The sequence below is a fragment of the Taibaiella lutea genome, from assembly GCF_008629695.1.
Classification (GTDB): domain Bacteria; phylum Bacteroidota; class Bacteroidia; order Chitinophagales; family Chitinophagaceae; genus Taibaiella; species Taibaiella lutea.
Genome location: NZ_VWSH01000001.1, coordinates 1,041,433 through 1,061,579, shown reverse-complemented (window position 1 = coordinate 1,061,579; position 20,147 = coordinate 1,041,433). Strand labels below are relative to the sequence as shown.

General features: G+C 39.1%; 20 protein-coding genes. 3 read left to right on the top strand and 17 right to left on the bottom strand.

What is annotated here, in order from left to right; all coding sequences use genetic code 11:
- Window positions 1-118 precede the first annotated feature (118 nt).
- The 7 genes from F0919_RS04570 to F0919_RS04540 all read right to left on the bottom strand — a co-directional run bounded on the left by F0919_RS04570 (window position 119) and on the right by F0919_RS04540 (window position 7,336).
- Window positions 119-2,413, bottom strand: coding sequence for a M4 family metallopeptidase (locus F0919_RS04570; protein ID WP_150031529.1), 2,295 nt, complete (start codon window positions 2,411-2,413; stop codon window positions 119-121).
- A gap of 175 nt (window positions 2,414-2,588) precedes the next feature.
- The gene (locus tag F0919_RS04565) at window positions 2,589-3,011 is read right to left on the bottom strand and encodes a hypothetical protein (RefSeq protein WP_150031528.1); all 423 of its coding nucleotides are present in this window, start codon (window positions 3,009-3,011) and stop codon (window positions 2,589-2,591) included.
- A 73-nt stretch (window positions 3,012-3,084) separates the two neighbouring features.
- Entirely contained in the window at window positions 3,085-4,242 is a 1,158-nt protein-coding gene (locus F0919_RS04560) for a porin family protein (RefSeq protein WP_150031527.1), read from the bottom strand.
- Window positions 4,235-4,756, bottom strand: a complete 522-nt coding sequence (locus F0919_RS04555; RefSeq protein ID WP_150031526.1) for an RNA polymerase sigma factor — start codon at window positions 4,754-4,756, stop codon at window positions 4,235-4,237. The genes F0919_RS04560 and F0919_RS04555 overlap by 8 nt, the downstream gene beginning before the upstream one ends.
- Window positions 4,757-4,840: 84 nt before the next feature.
- Window positions 4,841-5,290, bottom strand: a complete 450-nt coding sequence (locus tag F0919_RS04550) for a hypothetical protein (RefSeq protein WP_150031525.1) — start codon at window positions 5,288-5,290, stop codon at window positions 4,841-4,843.
- A gap of 17 nt (window positions 5,291-5,307) precedes the next feature.
- Window positions 5,308-6,858: a T9SS type A sorting domain-containing protein gene (locus F0919_RS04545; protein ID WP_150031524.1), complete on the bottom strand. Its 1,551-nt coding sequence runs from the start codon at window positions 6,856-6,858 to the stop codon at window positions 5,308-5,310.
- Between the two features lie 40 nt (window positions 6,859-6,898).
- Entirely contained in the window at window positions 6,899-7,336 is a 438-nt protein-coding gene (locus F0919_RS04540) for a hypothetical protein (RefSeq protein ID WP_150031523.1), read from the bottom strand.
- 197 nt (window positions 7,337-7,533) lie between these two features.
- Here F0919_RS04540 and mgtE point away from each other — a divergent pair, with 197 nt between their 5' ends.
- On the top strand, window positions 7,534-8,916 hold the full coding sequence (gene mgtE / locus F0919_RS04535) for a magnesium transporter (protein ID WP_150031522.1): 1,383 nt from the start codon (window positions 7,534-7,536) through the stop codon (window positions 8,914-8,916).
- A 10-nt stretch (window positions 8,917-8,926) separates the two neighbouring features.
- On the opposite strand, the gene F0919_RS04530 is transcribed toward mgtE, so the two are convergent.
- Together F0919_RS04530 and F0919_RS04525 are read right to left on the bottom strand one after the other, a co-directional pair.
- Window positions 8,927-9,550: a sister chromatid cohesion protein PDS5 gene (locus tag F0919_RS04530; RefSeq protein WP_150031521.1), complete on the bottom strand. Its 624-nt coding sequence runs from the start codon at window positions 9,548-9,550 to the stop codon at window positions 8,927-8,929.
- Window positions 9,550-10,032, bottom strand: coding sequence for a DUF6265 family protein (locus F0919_RS04525; protein ID WP_150031520.1), 483 nt, complete (start codon window positions 10,030-10,032; stop codon window positions 9,550-9,552). The genes F0919_RS04530 and F0919_RS04525 overlap by 1 nt, the downstream gene beginning before the upstream one ends.
- A gap of 92 nt (window positions 10,033-10,124) precedes the next feature.
- Here F0919_RS04525 and F0919_RS04520 point away from each other — a divergent pair, with 92 nt between their 5' ends.
- Window positions 10,125-10,427, top strand: coding sequence for a DUF3817 domain-containing protein (locus tag F0919_RS04520; RefSeq protein WP_190277260.1), 303 nt, complete (start codon window positions 10,125-10,127; stop codon window positions 10,425-10,427).
- The gene (locus tag F0919_RS04515) at window positions 10,420-11,196 is read left to right on the top strand and encodes a tRNA pseudouridine synthase A (protein WP_235903456.1); all 777 of its coding nucleotides are present in this window, start codon (window positions 10,420-10,422) and stop codon (window positions 11,194-11,196) included. Before F0919_RS04520 ends, F0919_RS04515 begins: the two co-directional genes overlap by 8 nt.
- Before the next feature lie 28 nt (window positions 11,197-11,224).
- Here F0919_RS04515 and F0919_RS04510 read toward each other — a convergent pair whose 3' ends face one another.
- The 8 genes from F0919_RS04510 to F0919_RS04475 form a co-directional block, all read right to left on the bottom strand.
- Window positions 11,225-13,825: an outer membrane beta-barrel protein gene (locus tag F0919_RS04510; protein WP_190277259.1), complete on the bottom strand. Its 2,601-nt coding sequence runs from the start codon at window positions 13,823-13,825 to the stop codon at window positions 11,225-11,227.
- Between the two features lie 204 nt (window positions 13,826-14,029).
- On the bottom strand, window positions 14,030-14,449 hold the full coding sequence (locus F0919_RS04505) for a hypothetical protein (RefSeq protein ID WP_150031517.1): 420 nt from the start codon (window positions 14,447-14,449) through the stop codon (window positions 14,030-14,032).
- Between the two features lie 313 nt (window positions 14,450-14,762).
- A complete protein-coding gene (locus F0919_RS04500) occupies window positions 14,763-15,191 on the bottom strand; it encodes a hypothetical protein (protein WP_150031516.1) in 429 nt (142 codons plus the stop codon).
- Between the two features lie 83 nt (window positions 15,192-15,274).
- Window positions 15,275-15,721, bottom strand: a complete 447-nt coding sequence (locus F0919_RS04495) for a hypothetical protein (RefSeq protein ID WP_150031515.1) — start codon at window positions 15,719-15,721, stop codon at window positions 15,275-15,277.
- 79 nt (window positions 15,722-15,800) lie between these two features.
- Window positions 15,801-16,229 (bottom strand): hypothetical protein, encoded by a 429-nt coding sequence (locus F0919_RS04490; protein WP_150031514.1) that lies wholly within the window; start codon window positions 16,227-16,229, stop codon window positions 15,801-15,803.
- Window positions 16,230-16,559: 330 nt separating this feature from the next.
- The gene (gene hflX, locus F0919_RS04485) at window positions 16,560-17,747 is read right to left on the bottom strand and encodes a GTPase HflX (RefSeq protein ID WP_150031513.1); all 1,188 of its coding nucleotides are present in this window, start codon (window positions 17,745-17,747) and stop codon (window positions 16,560-16,562) included.
- A gap of 66 nt (window positions 17,748-17,813) precedes the next feature.
- Window positions 17,814-19,256, bottom strand: coding sequence for a lipopolysaccharide biosynthesis protein (locus F0919_RS04480; RefSeq protein WP_190277258.1), 1,443 nt, complete (start codon window positions 19,254-19,256; stop codon window positions 17,814-17,816).
- Between the two features lie 155 nt (window positions 19,257-19,411).
- Window positions 19,412-19,888 carry a hypothetical protein gene (locus F0919_RS04475; RefSeq protein ID WP_150031511.1) on the bottom strand — a complete coding sequence of 159 codons (477 nt, stop codon included), beginning with the start codon at window positions 19,886-19,888 and terminating at the stop codon, window positions 19,412-19,414.
- Window positions 19,889-20,147: the final 259 nt, after the last annotated feature.

Sequence of the window (20,147 nt, the reverse complement as noted above, 5' to 3'; positions counted from 1 at the left end):
TGTTTTTAACCCCGGATAATAGCAAAAAGAAAGGCGATACAAGGAATCGCTATAAAACAACAGAGGCCGTTGTGTTCACAACGACCTCTGTAATAACTTATTTTAAGTAAAATATTGCTTACTGAATGGAAAGCTTCTGTACATATCCTTTGCCGCCATTATCGTATTTAACGAAATAAAGGCCTTTGGCAAGCGACTGGATATTGATATTGTTTGTTCCTTTATGTATGTTGATGTCCATAACCTTAACGCCTACAACGTTTATGATTTGCGCATTTACATTCTGAGCTATATCAGAAGTAATGGTAACATTGTTGCTTGCAGGGTTAGGGTATAGTTTCAAATGTTGTGCGTTAACATTTACATCATTCACCGCTAAAACAGGAAGCGTCGTATCGGCATCGCCTATACCTACGGCATACCATGCATTTTTAACAGAATGGTAGTCGTTGGAAGTTTCGCCATACAAATCTTTTGCCGCATGAATAGAGCCATTGTAGGCATCCATAAATGTAGCGCTTGGAGTCAGGTAAGTAGTAAGATTTCTGTACACAATTTGTTCAGCCCTTTCAATACCTATGCCATAAACATGATAATTGTCGTTTTTGTCGTTAGTGCCTGTGCCGCCTTTTACCAATAAATAAAACCATTTGTTTTGTACGCCACTGCAGAAATGCGGATCGCTTAGATCCCAGAAATCTCCTTCGTAAGTATCTGGTTGTGGATCGTCTGCAGATTTCGGGTTGGACATGGAACGTAAGCTATTGCTTGTAGAAGGGAAAAAGCAATCTTCGCCGATGTTCCAGTTGGCATTTGCGCCTTCTGAAAAGAATTCGATACAAGTACCCATAATGTCTGAAAAAGATTCGTTTAAAGCGCCTGATTCATCTTGGTAATCAAGGCCTCCGTGGCCGTTTGTTTCCGTAACCATGTGCGTAAATTCATGTCCCATAACATCCAGACCCACAAAAGGACTGAAGGGCTGACCATCACCCAATCCATATACCATGCTGAAATAAGGAGCAGGTAAGGCTGCCGCATTATCTTGTGTAAATGCAGTAGGGAATACGCCGTTCATATAATTCTTAACCACGCTGCCATTGCCGTCATAGCTGTTTCTGCTGAAATTCTGGGTATAAAAATCGTGCGTGCGCTCCATGCCCCAATGTGCATCAAGGGCCGGATTTTTAACAGTGGCTATTTCATAGCTGCCTGTATTGCCTTGTCCGTCATCCCAGTTGTGTGTGCCTAAAGCAAGGTTAGTAATGCCGAAATAGGAAGCAGGCTGTAAGTTAGGACTGCCGCCGCCAAAAAAAGCGCTGATATCAAAAATGCCGAATGAACCGATTAAGCTATTGTCGCCTTTAGGGAATATATACAGATTTCTGGTTGTTACAGGAAGGTCAGCAGCAGACGAAACTTCGAACCTGAGGTCAGGCCATGACTGGTATTTTACATTGCTCAGGTTATTGCTTGTATCTTTTAAAACCATAGATGCAAGGAATCTTCCGAAATTTTGATCAATATTCATGCCGATATCATTGGAAAATGTATTCATGGTCATTTTCATCAAAGCAGGCTTTGCATCCCAGGTAGTGTTATCATTGGTGATGTCTTTCGGAGTCAGGAAGAAATCTGTTCCTGTACCGTCTTCATCAATGTCTGAACCACTTGCATCATAGGTAATGATTTTTCTGGCATTGTCTTTTAATCTGTACATGCCGGGAATGGAATCATCCGTAACAATTGTCTGCGTACCGCTGTATAATGTCTGCGCTGTAGCGTTTACATCTGCCGTGGCAATCAGGTTTACTTTCTTCAATATCTTTCCGGTCTGTGCATCTACAAACACGTTCATCATTACCACTTTGCCTTTAGATGTTTTGCCATCTATGCGCACTTTATAAGCCAGTTCATATTGTGGCAATTTTGAATTTCCGGCGTTTGCAATCAGCAATTCGGCAGGATATTGGTGCATTTGCTTTACAATATCCAATGCGCTTTTTGCTGCAGCCGCAGCAGATTGCTTATCAACAGTAGCAGCAGTATTTATAGTATTTATTTGTGCAATACGGCCGTTAACAGTGGTTACTACGCCATTTTTGATGTGTACCATTATAATGCCATTGTCCACTTTAATGCCATCGAAAAACTGCTGATAATCTATATTTGTAAAGCCGAGGTTGTCGGTGTTTTGCCTTAGTTGTGTAAAACTGTGTTTGTTTGAAAGACCTAATAACGCCGGCAGGTTTTGAGAGATGTAACTTTTGTCCAGTTGTTTGTCTTCAAGACTCATAAATACGCTGCCACTCTTCACAGGAATGGTAAAATTAACGGCTTTGCTTTGAGCAATAATGGAAGGCGTATAAGCCAATGCACCCGAAAGCAATAGCGCCAGGACTTTTTTATTCATAGAATAATGCTTGATTAAATAAAAATAATTAGGACACGAATGTAGACAATTGTATTAATAATATCATAAAATTAACATCCGGATGATGTTAATGGCAATTTTTTACTTATGCCTGCGACCTGTCCGTAAATCAGAGCCGTTTATGTGCTTAAAATGCAATTATTTGCTGTAGCGTTTATTCATGCATTCCGTTATAAATAAGCATGTTTTGCTGTGTAACAGTAATGTCAAGGATGCGGTTATAAACAGTGCCGTTTTGATTTATGCTTATCCTTATTTCGCTTTGGGCCGGTAGGGTTTCGATACAGGCATAGCAAACGAGGGTTGCTGTTACGTCGCATTTCTCAGACAGTCGCTGCACCAGGATATTTATGTTTTGTGACTGTCCGTATTCGTCCGAAGGGCTGGATGCAGCCGGCATTAAATCTAGGCACAATTTGTTTACTTCTGTTCCTACCATGTCGGACATATCGGTTGTAATGCCGGTCTTGAAGTTCTGGCAATTAAAAACAGCTGCCGGATCGGTAACAGGATTTTTCTTTTTGCTGCAGGCTGCAAATAATATGCCGATGCTCAGTATCGTCAGTATTTTTTTCATAAGGTTGTTTTTTTAAGAGGTGAATATTGAATAAAGTAGAATAGAACGCTAACGCAATTCATTAGCTATGTTATTACTGTTTCCCGAAAATGAATTTCAGGCCTAATTGCACGCCCGAGTTTTTCAGCTGCTTATTATCCTGTTGCAGGTAATTGGTCAACCCTTTTCTGTAATTGACATTAAGGGAAAGCTGTCTGGTTACCTTATATCCTGCCGCACAGGTAAGCCCGATATCCCAGTTTGCCACCTTTTGCGATGTGCTGATAATGTTATTGGTCAATGCTGCGCTTTCAATATCATTTTCATTTGTCAGTGTCAATGTAGGATTGAGGTTCCTGTTTAAAGCTGCGCCTGTGGTGAAAGACAGCCGCTTTGTAGCCCTGATGCCGACAGCGGGTGTAAATCCCACCGAAATAATATTACGCGCATAATCAGCTTTGATGTTTGTGTTGTTTTTTTCGGATGAATTCTGAAATCCGTCATTGCTCATGGAAACGCCGGGGAAGGAATACCGGTTTGAGTTGCTGACCGTATTAGATGCCAGCGTCAGTCCTGCTTCCACAAAAACGGTCTTTGATAAATCGCCTCTGCCCATAACACCTACCTGATAACTTACATTGCTGACTGTTGAACTGCCTACATTTGCCAATAAGCCTACATTTACCGGCTTAGGATTATAAGTATTGTTGTCGGCATAAAAGTTATTTCTTTCCTCCGGTTGCAGCCTGGGGCCCGGATCATCATTCATATGTTCATTGCCTGCTACGGGAATGGTATGGTTGCTTTGTGCTGTTGCAGGAGTTGATGCAATGCCGGGGACAATTTTTTCTATTGCTTTGACATCTTTATTTATCTGTTGCTTTGTGTTTGCGGTTTTTTGTGCAGCAATAGCTTTACCCGGATTTATGGTAACGGCGATGATTGTCTCAGGCTCGTTTTGAGGTTGTGGTATTTCTTTCGGTTGAGATGACGTTATTGTTTTATTTACTGTTATAACCTGAGTATTTGTTGTGCCCTTATTGTTGTTAATCAAATAGACGGTCATTGTTCCGAATGCTGCCAATAATACACCGGCAGCAATTTTCAGCGGCGCTAAGAAAATAAGGTTCTTTTTTGCCGGAGGTTTTTGCTGGAGATCAGCTTGCAGGCATAACCACATGTCTTCGCGCGGCACGAATTGCTGTTCCTGCAATTTGCTTTTCATGCTGTTTTCAAATTCATTCCTATTCATGCGAAACCTCCTTCTTTTTGTATGAGCGTGTTATATTTTCTTTCAGGTTTTTCCGGGCCTGGTGCAATAGCCAGTAAGAGTTATTTTCAGTGATGTTTAATAGTGAGGCAATTTCTTTATGATTATACCCTTCGAAAACATTCAGGTTAAAGACGGTTTTCTGTCGTTCGGGCAATGTGTTCAAAAGTGCCAGAACGCCTTCCGCATCCATTTTCTCCAACATATCGTTGCAGATATACCCTGCACTGTCTGCCAAATTTTCATTATAAACCGTATTCATGACAACTTCATTTTTCTGTGCATTGTCTTTCCTTAAATTGTCAAGGCAGACGCGCACGGTTACTTTCTTTATCCAGCCTTCAAAAGAACCGAGGTTACTATATTTTTCAAGGCTGTTAAATATCTTGAGGAAAGCATCATGAACCCACAATTCTGCATCTTCCCTGTTAGCTGCATAGCGTATGGTAATGCACATTAAAACGGGAAAATAGAAATAATAGAACTCCCGCTGCATCAGAGCATTGCCCCTGATGCAGCCATTTATTATGGTATGGAGTTTATCTGTTTCTATCTTCCCGCGTTTTTCCCTGGTTAATGCCTAATGAGCTGTTATACTGTATCCTGCTACTTTTTCCGGTATAGCAGTAGAAATATTGGAATCTATTTGAGTAACAATATGATAAGTGCCTGAATCTAACGGTTTGAAATAAATAAGTGTATAAATTACAGAATCTGTTTTGCAATTGCAATCCTCTGTAACGTCATCGTTTGTATATCTCAATGCTGCGGTAACCAGTAAAGTATCAAAACCTATATTGCTGATATCTGCTGTTGCTCCTTTTACACATAGACCGGCATTGTTAACGGCTCCGATAGTAATGGTGGCCTGTTCGCCGACATTTATGTGTGCAGGCCCCGATATAGAGGCGATATTTGTCTTGATTTTTTGCTCTTCTGTTTCACAAGTTGTTTTGTGCCTGCAACTCAGGACGCAAATCATCAGCATTACAGCACTGCAGAAATATATCCTAATGTCAGAAGCCTTCATTTTTTGGTTTCCCGGTTTTATTTTTTAGTGATTTTTCTAATCAGGTGTTCTCCGTTATCTGTTGTAACAGACAAGATATAGTTTCCCGGAATAAGGTTGGGTAGTTTAATGACTGTGCCGGATTCTTTCAATATTGTTTTTGTTGAAAAGAGCTGTTGCCCCAAAATATTATTCAGCACAACCGTTACCGGTACTGAACCCGAAATGTTATTCAGGCGCAGGTTTAATACACCTTCGAATGGATTGGGATATACAGATAAATCAAGCTTATTAAAGGATGGATCTTTTATGGCAGTTTCACCCATCGCATTATATCTTACCAGAGCGATACTTCCTTCCGATGTTCCGGCCACGACCATTTTACCATCAGGTGTTATAAGCATACAACCTGATAAATCATTGGAGCCTTCGGGTATAGCTGAAGGGAAGTCTGTGAGCAATGTTCCGTTAGTTCCAAAGGTGGCATCCGTACTGCCGTTTGGTAAATAGCTGTTCATCATGAAATCGGTACTGGGTCCGTTTCCGTTTATAGAAACAGTGGTCAGTATTTTATTATCATTACGAAGGGTAAGCTCTAAAGTTCCCGGAAGACTTGTGCGGACTGACTTTCCGTTGGTTCCGAAAGTGTTGTCAATGCTGCCATTGCTTTGATAGCGTACTAAATAATGATTGGCCGCAAACGAGCCGGCAGCAATTATCTTACCATCGGGCTGTACTGTCATGGATTGCAGGAAATCTGCAGCACCTGTAACTACATCTGTTTCCACAAAACCATTTGTGCCAAATGATGCATCGAGGTTGCCTTGTGCATTGTATTTCGCTATCGCAAAATTTCTGTAATCGGGATTGGGCGAATCATATAATCCGGATTGACCTGCCGCAATGATGCTTCCGTCTGTCAGTAAAGAAATATCTCTGATTTCAGATGTGGTGTTAATTGAGGTGACGGTGGAACCGCCGGTACCAAAACCTGCGTCCGGGGTACCATTACTGTTAAACCTTGCCAATAAAAAGGATGTCACATTGGTATTTGGCAGGTTTGAGATGGCGCCACCCATAATTATCTTACCATCTGATTGTAAAACCATGTCGGTCAATTCGTCTGTAAAGCCGGATTCAGGCATTACCAATCCGTTTGTTCCGAAAGTGCTGTCCGGCGTGCCGTCTGCTTTATATCTCGTAATCACAAAATGATAGATGTTTGCGAAATCGCCGGTTTGATAGGTGCCGCCAACAAGAATTTTACCGTCCGGCTGAATTGCTATTGCTTCAGCCGCACTCATAAAGCTTATTGGCGTCTGTACAACGCCATTAAGGCCAAAGGTGCTGTCAACCTTACCATCCGCATTAAACCGCATCAATTGAAAATGATTGCTGATATCCAGATAACTTGTGCCTGCGGTAATTATTTTGCCATCATTCTGGCGGGCAATAGCCTGTACTTTTCCTGCAACAATTGTCCTTACACGTCCGCCTGTGCCAAAGCCTGGATCTAATGTCTGAGCCTTTAAGCCTGCTTGTGTTATAAATGAAAAGAGAATGGTTCCTATGATTAGTCTGAGTTTCATAAAAGAATTTTAAAGAAGTTTATGTTCTTGTATCAGGGTCTTACTGAACCACAATGGTGTGAACGACAGGGGCGCCTTCGTACGTTGTTCCGTGAAATGTATAAGTACCTGCCTGCGCCGGAGTAAAATTATAGAGCGCTGTTTCTTCTGTTAAAGCCTGTGTGCAAATGCAGCCATGATAATGCACATTTCCGGTTAAGGATATGCTGTTACCTGTTGCAATTGCGCTGACCTGTGCTGCATCGGCACAACCATTATTACCGGTAACACCAATGATTAATTGAACTGTTTGTCCGATACTGGCGGTCGCGGGACCGGAAATGGAAACCAATCCGGCCGATGGCGACCAGAAATCGCATGTGTCCTCCGGTTGTACGCAGGGAGGTGGTGGAACAGGGTCTGAATGTTTGATTTTATTGCAGGAAATGGCGAGTGCCAATGCGGTTATAATAAGAAGAGATTTATTTTGTAATAACATAAAAATTTAATTTTAAGGTAGAGAATAAGAGCGCTCTGTATAAAAAGACGTAAGCCCTTTGAAGGTTCTTAGAACTTCACCGTATTTTTTTATAATTTCCACGAAAATTCCTTGGAATTTAATAGTAAATCACGGGAAAAATACCCGACTTTTGCCCAAAATTTAATATCCACAGGCCAATACAGCTGCTTCTCAATATGGAAGATTTAAAAACACTTATTGACGAAACCGAATTGCTCATTGAACGAAATGACAAGGACGCGTTATATGCATTGTTGGAAGATCTTAATATATCTGAAGTCAAGGATCTTGTGGATGAATTGCCTGAATATGGCCCCATGTTTATTGAAATGCTGCCGTTACACAGATCGGTTCATGTATTTCGTATTCTGGATTTCCCTGTTCAGGAACGTATCATAAAGAAACTTTCCGGCACAAGAATCAGCGAGTTGATTAATGAGCTGCCACCGGATGACAGGACTTCTTTTTTCAGTGAGTTGCACGGGGATGTTGTTAAGAAACTTATCATTAACCTTTCGGCCGAGGACAGGAAAGAAGCTTTGGGGCTTTTGGGGTATAAGGAAGATAGTGTGGGCCGTTTGATGACGCCCGATTATGTGGCTGTAAAGAAACATTGGAACGTAGCAAAGGTATTGGAGCATATACGCCGTTACGGAACAAATTCCGAAACGATTGATGTGATATATGTAATTGATGATAAAGGGGTTTTGCTGGATGATCTTAGAATCAGGAATGTGCTTCTGGCAGCTCCGGAACAAACCGTAAGTGATTTGACGGACGACCGTTTGATTTCTCTGAGCGCTTATGATCCGCAGGAAGAAGCGATTGAAGTGTTTCGTATGAACAACCGCGTGGCATTACCGGTTGTGGATCAGGATAATATTCTTTTAGGAATTGTTACGGTAGATGATATCCTCTGGCTTGCGAAAGAAGAATATACCGAAGATATTCAAAAGATTGGTGGTACGGAGGCTTTGGATGAGCCTTATCTGGATACTTCCATTTTTAACCTTGTAAAGAAAAGGGTAGGCTGGCTGGCGGTATTGATGGTGGGCGAGATGCTTACGGCTACAGCTATGGGCTTTTTTGAAGATCAGATTCATAAAGCTACTGTACTTGCATTGTTCATACCTCTCATTATTTCCTGTGGCGGTAACAGCGGTTCTCAGGCATCAACACTGATTATACAGGCGATGGCTTTGGGTGAGGTTACTATCAGGGACTGGTGGCGTGTTATGCGTCGCGAAATTATTTCAGGGTTTCTGCTTGGCCTGTGTTTAGGTTTGGTCGGCTTTTTGCGGATATCAATATGGCATATAATAGCGCCTGATATTTACGGCGATCATTGGTTATTACTTTCTCTCACCATTAGCATCTCTCTTATCTTCGTTGTACTCTGGGGATCTTTAAGCGGATCGATGCTACCTATTTTATTGAAGAAACTGGGTGCGGATCCAGCTACATCCTCTGCTCCGTTCGTGGCCACCTTAGTGGATGTTACAGGGTTGCTGATATATTTTACTTGCGCAGTACTGTTTCTGAGTGGGGTATTATTGTAAAAGCCCGCTATTATTGTAATTTCTTCAAGACTTTTTCAACGCGTTTCCTTTTACTTTCAGGTACTACTTCCGGCAATCGTGCTTCAAGTATTCTTCTGAAATGATTTTTATTGTCTCCGTTGATTACAGGCAAAGCTTGTTCTGCATAAGAAGGCAATTGATTGCCGGGTGATTTCAATATTTGCTCTAATAGTAAAGGAATGGTTGTTGCCGCATGTTTTTTATCTGCTGACAGAGAAACCAGAATCCTGACTCCATGATCTCTTGTGATAACAGATCCTTCGTCTGCAATTTTTAAAATGAGCGGAAGATTTTCAAACAATACTTGAGGTATTTCAGTTGCCATTGCCGACAATGAAGTCATGGCGCCCCATTGCATCCGGTTGTCTTTGTCTCCGAGCAATCCGATAAAAGATGTTGCCTGTGATTTTAATAAGGAAGGGGCAATGGAGGCAATTTCGTATAGTACTTTTATGCAGTCGTGTCTTACGGCTTTGGATTTATTGGTCAGGCCTGTAAGCAAATCTTTGATTGCTTTTTCATCTTCAGATGTTGCAATCTCTTGTGCCAGGTCAATATTCAAATCCTGTTCTCTTTTGCCCGAAACCGAAGCCAATTTCGCCAAAACATCCATTAACGTAGCATTCTGTAAAATGAAAAATCAATTTTTTTGAAACCCTTTTCCGTATTGCCGTTAATGAAAGCAAGTAATTTGTCATCACCCTTTACGTGATACATAACCTGTTGCGGAAAATCGTGTTCTTTGTTTTCAAAAATGAATTCATCGTTTTTAGTGCTGATTAATTTAAAGGATACGGGAAGTCCCTTATTCTGATAAGTTACGGTAGCAATAAAAAAGATGCCCTCATTGGTCAATACAATCTTCATGCGCTCTTCCAGAATGACCACACCACGGGTAATACTATAATTTTTACCTTCAAAAGTACTGTCATTCACTCTTGTCCATTTCTCCTGAATATAGCTTTTGCCGTTATTCATTTCCCAACTGCCTTCAAGATTTTTTAACTTTCTGAAATCTTTATATGTCCATTGTGCAGATGATGGAATGGCGCAAGCTGTGAAAAATAATAAGAGTAGTATGTTGAAGTGTTTCATGTGCAATGATTTTTAGCTATGATGCGAATATAATAAATTAAAACAACCCTCAGCAACTAAATGGCCTTACCTTTGCGGCAATTTTCAACAATATGGATTACAGGTTATTAAAAAGGTTTTGCATGATTGCGACACTGGAAGGTATTTCCTACTTATTGCTTTTGGGCGTTGCAATGCCATTGAAATATGTTTGGGACAAGCCCGAATTTGTGAAATACGCAGGTTGGGCACACGGTGTATTGTTTGTAGCTTATGCTGTAGCGTTAATAATGTGCTGGGCAAAATACAAATGGAGCTTTGGAAAAGCTGCGCTTATATTTTTTGCAAGCCTGTTACCTATAGCACCTTTTATTGTTGAAAGAAAATTGATGAAAGAAGCTTTGCAAAATGCCTGATAAATTGCCGATGCGTTATTTTATAGAAGTTTGTTATGACGGAAATGCATTTCATGGTTCGCAAATTCAGGGCGAACTATTAACGGTACAGGGAACCTTGAACAAAGCATTGTCAACATTATTGCGCAGGCCTGTTGAAACTTTTGGAGCAAGCCGAACGGATGAAGGTGTCCATGCCTTGTCGAATATGTATCATTTTGATGAAGTGCAGGATTTGCATCCGCAATTCAGGTACAAGCTGAATGCTATTCTCCCTCATACAATGTCGGTGCAAAATATCTACACCAGCACCAAAGATGAGGCCAATGCGCGGTTTGATGCTACAAGCCGCAGATACAGATACCGCATTTATAAAAAGAAAAACCCTTTCTTATACGAACGCGCACTATTTTATCCTTTTTCCATTGACAGGGATACGCTGAATAAGACTGCGGAGGTTATAAAGGAATATCATGATTTTGAAACATTTTCAAAACGTAACACACAATCATTTACTTTTCTCTGCACCATTTTTCAAAGCTATTGGGAAGATGCGGGAGATGAGCTGCATTATGTAGTTGAAGCAAACCGCTTCCTGCGTGGAATGGTTCGGGCGCTTGTCGGTACGCAGTTGCAGGTGGCGCGTGGCAAATATACTTTGGATGAATTCAGAAAGATTATTGAAGCAAAAGATTGTACCAATGCTGATTTCAGCGTAGCGGGGCATGGCTTGTATCTTGAGGCTGTTAATTATCCGGATGATTATCTGGTGCAACTGGATTTGAAGTAGCTGATTTTTTAGTTGCCTCAACAAGATGCTATCTTTTTGTAAAATTCCATATAAATCCTACCAGAAAATAACGCTCTATTGAATTATAAGTTTCTTTATGCTGTGTATTGTTGTCGGCATATACAAGATATCCTTTATTCTGATTCAACAAATCATGAGCATATAGCTTGACGGAAAGCGATTGCGACTTATTGATGCATCGCTGAATATAAGCGTTCCAGATGATGTAATTTCTTTTATTGTCATTGTCAATACTGCTTTGGATAGCATTCCATATTACAGATGTTCCGGTTGTTAAGCCAAAAAACGGCAAGCTGTAAGTTGCATTTAATGAGGTGACATAATTAACGATATTGTTGCTTCCTGAACTCAGGGTGGTGTTGTTCAAAGAATAATTAATATCCGAATTGAATCTTAGGTTAAGCGTAGTGTCCAGCGCATAAGTGAATGAAAGCCTGGAGCCGTAAGATTGTGTAGAAGCAATATTGTCATTGTTATTAACTACAGTAACTGTTCTTGCCCAATTGCCATTAGCCCCGGCCGATAATCTTATTTTAGCTCCCACTGAAATATCATATGTTGATGAAATATTCCAAAAATAATTTCCATTCTGATTGTAGTATTGTGATACTTGCCGCCCGTCTTCGTCAATGGTTTGCTTGAAGGAAATTGCATTCTTGATAATTGAAAGGTTACTATTGGCATTGAAGCTTCGGTTGCCGTTTTTAGAAGATGCAGTGTAATTTAAACCGACATTATGAGAGAAGGACTGTACCAAATCAGGATTGCCTACAATTATTTGTAACGGATTATTATTGTTAACCAAAGGCTGAATTTGATTTAGCGTTGGCTGCGCAGCTTGCAGTTTGTAATTTACGCTTGCAAAACTCGTTTTGCCTATTGTTACATTTATATTGGCAAAGGGTAAGGCATTTATAAAATTGCGTGTCTGGCTTATTGCTGAATAAGCATTTTGTTGATTCCATAGCGTCTGATTGAAATCAGTGCCCAACTGAAATGAATACTTTTTACGCCTCATAGAAATTTTTGTACTTAGACTATTTGACATGCTGAGAAACTTATAATCACTGCTGTATATGGGATTCAGGGAATCTTTGATGTTATTATCGCTGTCTGCATACTGATCATATGTTTGAAGTAAGGATTTGGATTTCGACAGATTGGATTGCCAGTTTATATCAAGATTCAGGTGTTTTGCCAATAAGGATTTATAATGGGAAACAAATACGTAAGTACTGTTTGCTTCATGATTATTTTTTTGTTGAGCAGATTTTTGTGCAGTGTTTGAATCCATTAAATTCAAAGTAGAAGATTGGCTTGCATTTGTAACAGTGTTATTCCAATACGGAGAAAATGAAAAAATTAAATTGCTGCCATTTCTGAAGTTTTTGATATAAGATAACGAAAATGATGCCTGCGGCGAATTACCGTGATATTCATTATATAATAACGACGAATTGACGGTGGTGTAATCACTATTTACGGCACTGGAAGTATTCTTTGCATTTCCTTTAAAGAAGCCAAGACTTAAGTTTGTAACCAGATTTAAAGAAGAGAAGGAATCAATCTGATAAGAGGTTTGTACGGTTGCATTATTGGAAATTGCCTTTGAACTAAAGTAAGACTGTGTAGTAGTTGTTATTTGATTGGTTGGCAGGAAATTAATATCAACAATTTCCGTACTTGCATTTTGATCATTGTAACCAATCCTGTAATTGGCATTAAAGGAAAGTTTCTTATTCAGCCGTCTGTCATAGTGAACTCCTGCCGAAATATCTGTAGGCACGCCACGTGGTGCGTCTGTTGTGTTTTGTTCCGTAAGCTCAGATTCGCCATAAGAACTTGTGTTTCCTGTATTGTTTGAGGTTACATAGCCTACTATGCTCCGGTTGTCATTAAAAGAAGAAACATTGGAAGTATTATCCCAATGAAATTTATCCACTTTGCCTGCTCCTGCTGATAATTTTCCATAATAACCATGTTTGGCTTCTTCTTTTAATATAATATTCAGCGCCTTCTCGGGATTGCTCTTTTCTGTGAAATTATTGCTCAGGTTTGGTTTTGCATCATAAATTTTAAGCTTGTCTACGTCTCGTCCTCTCAATAATTTCAACAGAGCATGAATATCAAAATTTGAAAATGGAATACCATCAATACTGATTTCATTGATGGGTTGCCCATAGTATCGTATGCCTTTGTTTTGAGTTATTTCAATACCCGGAATCTTTTCCAGTAATTGTTCTGCATTGTCAAATCGCCTGATGATAAAACTATCAGCCGTAAAGGAAGCGGTATCTCTGTCAATCTTACTTTTATAGCCACTTTGTATGGTTATTTCGTTTAGTATATGAGTCGGCGTTAAGTATATTGTATCCAGATTAATAGATAAATCTCCGTTTGTGCTGAATGAGTCCGTATAATTATTATAGAATGGCGCTTCTGCCAATAGAATCAACTTGCTTTTAGCCGTTTCCGATGAGAGCTTAAAATGGCCGGAATTCAATTCAATACCGCTACCTAACGTATCATTATTATGAAGCAGAAAAAGTTTGACATCAGGAGGGACTTTCCAATTAATAGAATCAAAAACCTGAACATTAACAGTCATAGTATTTGATTGACCATTAATGTGCGTAACTGAATAAAAGCAGCAGATTATAAAAAACAGTATCCGGTATCTGATTCTCATTCAAATGGGTTTAACAAACATAATAAATTGCCGGTTCTTAAGAAAGCAAACATCTGATATATGTTTGTCATATATCAGATGTTTCATTAGCTATCTTTAGTATGCTACTAAAGATGTCTGGTATTATTGATTACCGTAAAATACTCCGAGAGTATATTGTCCATTTGCAGTTTTAGTAATATGGATGTTATAGGCCGGTAAACCGCATTCGGAGCCAGTCATTATCAATTGTTCACCAATAGCCGTCGGTAAATAATAGGTGCCTGTACTGGTTGCGCCATTTATGGTTATCTTTATTTTTTTATTGTAAGCAGAGTAATTTCTAGACTCAGTTGCCCCGGAAAAAGTATAGCTGGATCCTAAGCCGCTGTTGCTGGTTAAAGTTAACTTTACTGCACCACTATAACAACCACTATAGCCAGCTAAGCATGCATTTCTAGTTATAGTATTGGTTGGTTCAGTAGTAGTAGCTTGTCCAAAAGAAATAGCAGAGAATCCCAATGAGAAAAATGCCATTAACAGCATTAATTTAAGTTGTTTCATTTTTATTAAATTTTAAAAGATTAAAAAATACATGCTACATGCGGCGCCTGCATTTGTAACTCTGACAAAAGTAGGATGTATTATTCTCTTTTCTGTTCTATTTCTTGACAACGTGTGGTTTATCTTGATAACGTAATCAAAATAGGTTTGTTTGTTTTATGTAAATATGTTATGCTTTTATTAGCGATTAATTCATAAAATGCTTTTATGGTAAATCAAAAAATGACTTCTATGTCAAGCTGAATATTTTGATAAAAAATCCGGTATAAAGGTTTTGATAGTCTTTATACCAGATCTTTATTTTTATAAACCATTAATACGCATAATCGCCAATAGCAAGAATGTATTGATAAGTCCCTGTTTTAGTGATACCTACGGTATATGCATGATGTACACCATCATCCAGGCCGCTTGTAATGATTACCTGGTCGCCTATAGCGGCGGGTAACACATAACTTCCGGTACTTGTTAAACCCGCAACAGTCACAGTTATGCCTTTATAACTGGATGGGTAATCTTTGGATATTGTTTGATTTGCAGGAAAAATATTTGTAGTAGATATTATAAAAGGGCCGGTAGTACTTAATTTTAGCGTGACCTGGCCATTGTAACAGCCACTATACCCCGGAGCGCAGACATTTCTCGTTATGGTATTTTGCACCACACCTACTTGTCCGAAAGAAACGGAAGCGAATCCTAATGAGAAGAATGCCATTAGAAGCATTAATTTTAATTGTTTCATTTTTCTTAGAGTTTGAAAATTTAAAAAGAGATTAATAATCCTTAGCTGCAGTATTCTGCAGCTAAGGGGATATTTAAAGGTCATCAATATGCAAAATCACCTATAGAAAGTGTGAATTGTTTGTCAGCTGTCTTGGTGATGCCCACAGTATAAGCATGGTGTGCGCCATCATCAAGGCCGCTTGTAATAATTACCTGATCGCCAATAACAGTCGGTAAGCTATAAGTACCGATACTGGTTAAACTACCTATGGTTACTTTTATTTTAGAACCATAAGTAGGATAATCATGAGATTCTGTTATTCCGCTAAAAGTATAAGAGCCTCCTAAAGATGGGCTACCGCCATTATCCAGTCTAAGGGTAACAGCTCCGCTGTAACAACCTGAATAACCAGGCAAACATGCGTTCCTCGTTACTGTGTACTTTGATGCAGGGGTACCGCCACCACCAATTGGATCTTGTCCGAAAGAAACAGAAGCGAATCCTAATGAGAAGAATGCCATTAGCAGCATTAATTTTAACTGTTTCATTTGTTAGAATTTAAAATTTTAAAAGAGATTAATAATCCTTAGCCACAGAATACTACGGCTAAGGGGATATTTAAGATCATTAATAAGCAAAATCGCCAATCGTAAGCAGGTATTGTTTGTCCGCTGTTTTGAGAACACCGACAGTATAAGCATGATGTACGCCATCATCCAGGCCGCTTGTGATGATTACCTGATCTCCAATAACAGTCGGTAAGCTATAAGTACCAATACTGGTTAAACTACCTATGGTTATTTTTATTTTAGAACCGTAAATAGGATAATTGTGAGATTCTGTTATTCCGCTGAAAGTGTACGAGCCTCCTATAGAAGGGCTACCGCCATTATCCAATCGAAGGGAAACAGCTCCGTTGAAGCAGCCTGAATAGCCGGGAAGACATGCATTTCTTGTTACTGTATTATTTGATATAGGCGCAACTTGTCCGAAAGAAAGAGAAGCGAATCCTAATGAGAAGAATGCCATTAACAGCATTAATTTAACTTGTTTCATTTTGTCAGAATTTTAAAAAATGGTTAGAAGATTGGAATACAGCTGCCAATGCCGTGCACTACATTTGCAACTCTGACGAAGATAGGCTGAGCTTACATCTTGTACCGCGGGTGTTTTGAAAGAGTGGTCATCTTTCTTGATAACGTATTCAAGAAAGATTTTGTCATTTTAAGAATAAGTATTATTAAGAATAATAGATATATTTTTATATTATGACTTCATGAATTGAAGGACTAATTTACAGGCGCAGCGCCTGATATCAAAGAATATATTGAACGGATATTAAATGTTAATCGCAACAAAAAAGCCCGCAATTTGCGGGCTTTTTATTTAAAAGAAAGTATTCAGATAAGGGTATCGTTCTTCGTACAAACGTTTTACTCTTTCCAGCACAACTTCACGCAATAATTCAATATTGGAACGTTCGGTTGCCGAAACGAAAATGGCGTTTCCATGTGTTTCATTATCCCAGCGGCGATGCAGTTGTTTCAGCAAATCTTCTTTCACACTTTCCTCCAGCCATTCGTCAAAAGTGCGTTCCACATATTGATCCATCTTGTTAAAAATTAAGAGAATAGGTTTGTCAAATGCGCCGATATCCTGAAGCGTGCTGTTTACAACACCAATCTGGTCTTCATACTGCGGATGCGATACATCTATGACGTGTAACAGGATATCCGCTTCTCTTACTTCATCCAAAGTGGACTTGAAGCTTTCTACCAGATGGTGCGGTAGTTTTCTGATAAACCCGACCGTATCGCTTAAAAGAAAAGGAGTCTTTTCAAAAACAACTTTACGTGTTGTAGTTTCAAGCGTTGCAAATAATTTGTTCTCCGCAAATACATCCGATTTGCTCAAAACCTGCATCAACGTACTTTTGCCGACATTGGTATAACCTACTAATGCCACACGGATAAATGTGCCACGCTCTTTTCTTTGTGTGGCAGATTGTTTGTCAATCTCTGACAAGCGTTTACGCAGCAAAGAAATCTTATCCTTCACAATACGCCTGTCTGTTTCAATTTCCGTTTCACCCGGACCTCGCGAGCCGATACCGCCACCTTGTCTTTCCAGGTGACTCCACATGCCTCTCAGTCTTGGCAAGATATATTGGTATTGCGCAAGCTCCACCTGTATTTTAGCCTGTGCCGTCTTGGCCCTGCGGGCAAAAATGTCAAGGATTAAATCGGAACGGTCAATGGTTTTGATGCCAAGTTCCTTCTGAATATTGCTGATTTGAGAGCCTCTTAATTCATCATCAAAAATTACAAGTGTAATATTATGCCGCTTTACATATTGCTTTATTTCTTCCAGCTTACCCTTGCCCACAAAAGTGCTGCTGTCAGGATGTGGTAATTTCTGAAAAAAGCTTTTAACCGCAATAGCACCGGCTGTTTCAGCCAGAAATGCCAATTCATCCAGATATTCCATCACTTGCGCTTCTTTCACATCTTTCTGCACCAAACCCACCAATACAGCACGCTCTTCGTTACCTATTATATTTTTATTATCAATCATTTTGTGTTGTTGGAAAGCTGCAAAGTTAAGATTGTGGATAGCGTAAAACAATTATTTAATATACGGCTATTTCTGTAAGGCATGGTTGTTCTTGTTTTCATACCTCAATACAAATAATGCAATAAGCATTTGAATGATCCCTGATACAAGCATCATTGTTGAACTGTGCGGTAATACTGCATATAAACCTAATGAAACAGACAGGAATATAACGGCTTTAAGCGTCCAGTTTTTTAATGGTAAAAGACTTAATACCGGCACTCTCAGGAATTTTGCAGAGTAGAATAAATAATAAAAAACCTGAACGTAAGTGCTTATTACAAAGCTGAGTGCGATACCTGCCAATCCCTGCCACTTGTACAAAGGATAAAGCAATAGCATGGCAACCGTGAAATCAATCGCCACACCAATGTTGATGATTTTTCCTTTATGCAGATTCTGAAGAATGATTGTATTGCTGTAAGCTCTTACCGGAAGAATAAATATGGAACATAGAAAAATAGGAACCGAAACGGCGTATTGCGATGAAAAGACAAAAGTTATGAATTCTGTACGGTTCACTAATAAAAAGAAAAACAACGGATAAGCAATACAAGACAAAACTTTACCGACCTGCTGCATTAATCTTGCTTTCTCAACATTATTTTTTGCATGATGGAGCTGCATTAAGGTGGCATTTCCCACCGCACTTAAAGCAATAGGAATAAAAGGAATGTTGAATGACCCATTTGAATAAATTGCAGCCGTAGTAGTGCTTGCCACTAACGAAATAATAAATTTATCTACCCATAAAATAGAAACATTCAGCAAATCGTAAATGCCTAAATGCAGCCATAAGGATATCACGCTCTTAAGTTCTATACCGGTGGATTGTTTTGCTTCGTCAGATGTAAGAAAGCCCGTAAATGATTTTAAATAGACAGCAACTTTAAGAACGGAAAGAGGCAACAACAATTTTACAAATGTGCTTAACTGAAAACCCTGTTTGAATGTGTAAATCCCGATTAATACAAAAAGAATGCTGTAAGCAATACCTGAAATAATCAGCAATTTGTGACGATGAACGGCTATAAGAAAAGACTCCAGTAGTATTGAGAAGGTATAAAAAATAAAGAATAGGGAACTGTATAAACCAAGTTCTAACCATGTTTTTACATCGGCAGAATGTAACATGGAAAAACACAGGCCGACCAAAATCAGTATAAAGAAATAAACGACGATATGTTTTCTTTTCAGATGTAGGACGAGCGATTTAAGTACTTCCGGGGGATAAGTGAAAATGAGCAAGCCCAGGCCCATACCACCGATGGAAGATAGTAATGTAAGTTGTACCCAGAAATTCTGGTAAACGCCGTACTCACTTTTAGGCAAGGAATGAGAAAAATAAATCATCACTATCAGGCTTGCTGCAGTGCTGAAAAACCGGGTTAAAAAAAACCGGATTGAATTCCCGATAAGTGATTTATTCGTTTTGCCCAAAGAGATGATGCTTGCTTTTATAAATATCATATTCAATCCCGCCTGATTGAATAATGGTTACGATGCATCTGCAAATTAACCAAAACTTTGCTCAGAACAGGATAGTTCCGGCATTTATAAAAATGAAATTGCAGTATTTACGATGCTTCCATAATAAATACTGCAATTGAATCAGTAGTTTTAAATTATTTACCTGGTAAATGGTCGTTTACTGCTTTTAATACTGAAAAACCGCCGCAGGCTTCTTTCTGGCCCTTTACTTTTTGCGTCAGGATCACAACATAGTTACCTGTGTAAGGAGCGGTGAAACTTTTAGTCAATTTATTATTGTTGTCTTTACTCTTAATTTTTTCGTCGATAAGCTTTTGCTTGTCCTGATCCAGCAACGTGAAAGTATATTGGCTGTAATTTTGATTTGCAACAAAATTAAACTGGTACATTTTGCCTTGCTCCAGGCTTACGTAAACCGGAAGATAATTGCCTGAAGGCATGCTTAAAGTTTTGTATTGAATCAGTTTGAAACCTTGTAGTTCAAAACTATTGTCAACTTCTACCAATTCGGCATGAAGCTTGGTGTCGTTACAGGTAGCAGCATTGTTTTGTCCGTAACAAAAAGATGAAATAACCGCAGTAATAAGTGTTAAAGTGAATTTCAATTGCATTATACGTTCTTAATTTGGTTTTGCGAAAATAACTGAAAAATGCGGAGAATACTATTCCGGATTATTAATGTTATCCTATAGAAATATTCTGTTGCTGAAATATTTGGTCACATACAGACCTTATTCAATATAATCCCGGCGGAAAATATCACGCATTAAATTATTGCAATTTTTAAATTTCTAAAAAAATCCGTTTCTTGCAATGCTTGCATTGAAATGGTAAATAATCAACGCCTTCTTTTTTATTTATATCTGACAA

What these genes read in the sequence shown, in the direction of transcription:
- F0919_RS04570 (WP_150031529.1), bottom strand. Translation starts at nt 2,413, where the DNA reads ATGAATAAAAAAGTCCTGGCGCTATTGCTTTCGGGTGCATTGGCTTAT.
- F0919_RS04565 (WP_150031528.1), bottom strand. Translation starts at nt 3,011, where the DNA reads ATGAAAAAAATACTGACGATACTGAGCATCGGCATATTATTTGCAGCC.
- F0919_RS04560 (WP_150031527.1), bottom strand. Translation starts at nt 4,242, where the DNA reads ATGAATAGGAATGAATTTGAAAACAGCATGAAAAGCAAATTGCAGGAA.
- F0919_RS04555 (WP_150031526.1), bottom strand. Translation starts at nt 4,756, where the DNA reads ATGCAGCGGGAGTTCTATTATTTCTATTTTCCCGTTTTAATGTGCATT.
- F0919_RS04550 (WP_150031525.1), bottom strand. Translation starts at nt 5,290, where the DNA reads ATGAAGGCTTCTGACATTAGGATATATTTCTGCAGTGCTGTAATGCTG.
- F0919_RS04545 (WP_150031524.1), bottom strand. Translation starts at nt 6,858, where the DNA reads ATGAAACTCAGACTAATCATAGGAACCATTCTCTTTTCATTTATAACA.
- F0919_RS04540 (WP_150031523.1), bottom strand. Translation starts at nt 7,336, where the DNA reads ATGTTATTACAAAATAAATCTCTTCTTATTATAACCGCATTGGCACTC.
- mgtE (WP_150031522.1), top strand. Translation starts at nt 7,534, where the DNA reads ATGGAAGATTTAAAAACACTTATTGACGAAACCGAATTGCTCATTGAA.
- F0919_RS04530 (WP_150031521.1), bottom strand. Translation starts at nt 9,550, where the DNA reads ATGGATGTTTTGGCGAAATTGGCTTCGGTTTCGGGCAAAAGAGAACAG.
- F0919_RS04525 (WP_150031520.1), bottom strand. Translation starts at nt 10,032, where the DNA reads ATGAAACACTTCAACATACTACTCTTATTATTTTTCACAGCTTGCGCC.
- F0919_RS04520 (WP_190277260.1), top strand. Translation starts at nt 10,125, where the DNA reads ATGGATTACAGGTTATTAAAAAGGTTTTGCATGATTGCGACACTGGAA.
- F0919_RS04515 (WP_235903456.1), top strand. Translation starts at nt 10,420, where the DNA reads ATGCCTGATAAATTGCCGATGCGTTATTTTATAGAAGTTTGTTATGAC.
- F0919_RS04510 (WP_190277259.1), bottom strand. Translation starts at nt 13,825, where the DNA reads ATGACTGTTAATGTTCAGGTTTTTGATTCTATTAATTGGAAAGTCCCT.
- F0919_RS04505 (WP_150031517.1), bottom strand. Translation starts at nt 14,449, where the DNA reads ATGAAACAACTTAAATTAATGCTGTTAATGGCATTTTTCTCATTGGGA.
- F0919_RS04500 (WP_150031516.1), bottom strand. Translation starts at nt 15,191, where the DNA reads ATGAAACAATTAAAATTAATGCTTCTAATGGCATTCTTCTCATTAGGA.
- F0919_RS04495 (WP_150031515.1), bottom strand. Translation starts at nt 15,721, where the DNA reads ATGAAACAGTTAAAATTAATGCTGCTAATGGCATTCTTCTCATTAGGA.
- F0919_RS04490 (WP_150031514.1), bottom strand. Translation starts at nt 16,229, where the DNA reads ATGAAACAAGTTAAATTAATGCTGTTAATGGCATTCTTCTCATTAGGA.
- hflX (WP_150031513.1), bottom strand. Translation starts at nt 17,747, where the DNA reads ATGATTGATAATAAAAATATAATAGGTAACGAAGAGCGTGCTGTATTG.
- F0919_RS04480 (WP_190277258.1), bottom strand. Translation starts at nt 19,256, where the DNA reads ATGATATTTATAAAAGCAAGCATCATCTCTTTGGGCAAAACGAATAAA.
- F0919_RS04475 (WP_150031511.1), bottom strand. Translation starts at nt 19,888, where the DNA reads ATGCAATTGAAATTCACTTTAACACTTATTACTGCGGTTATTTCATCT.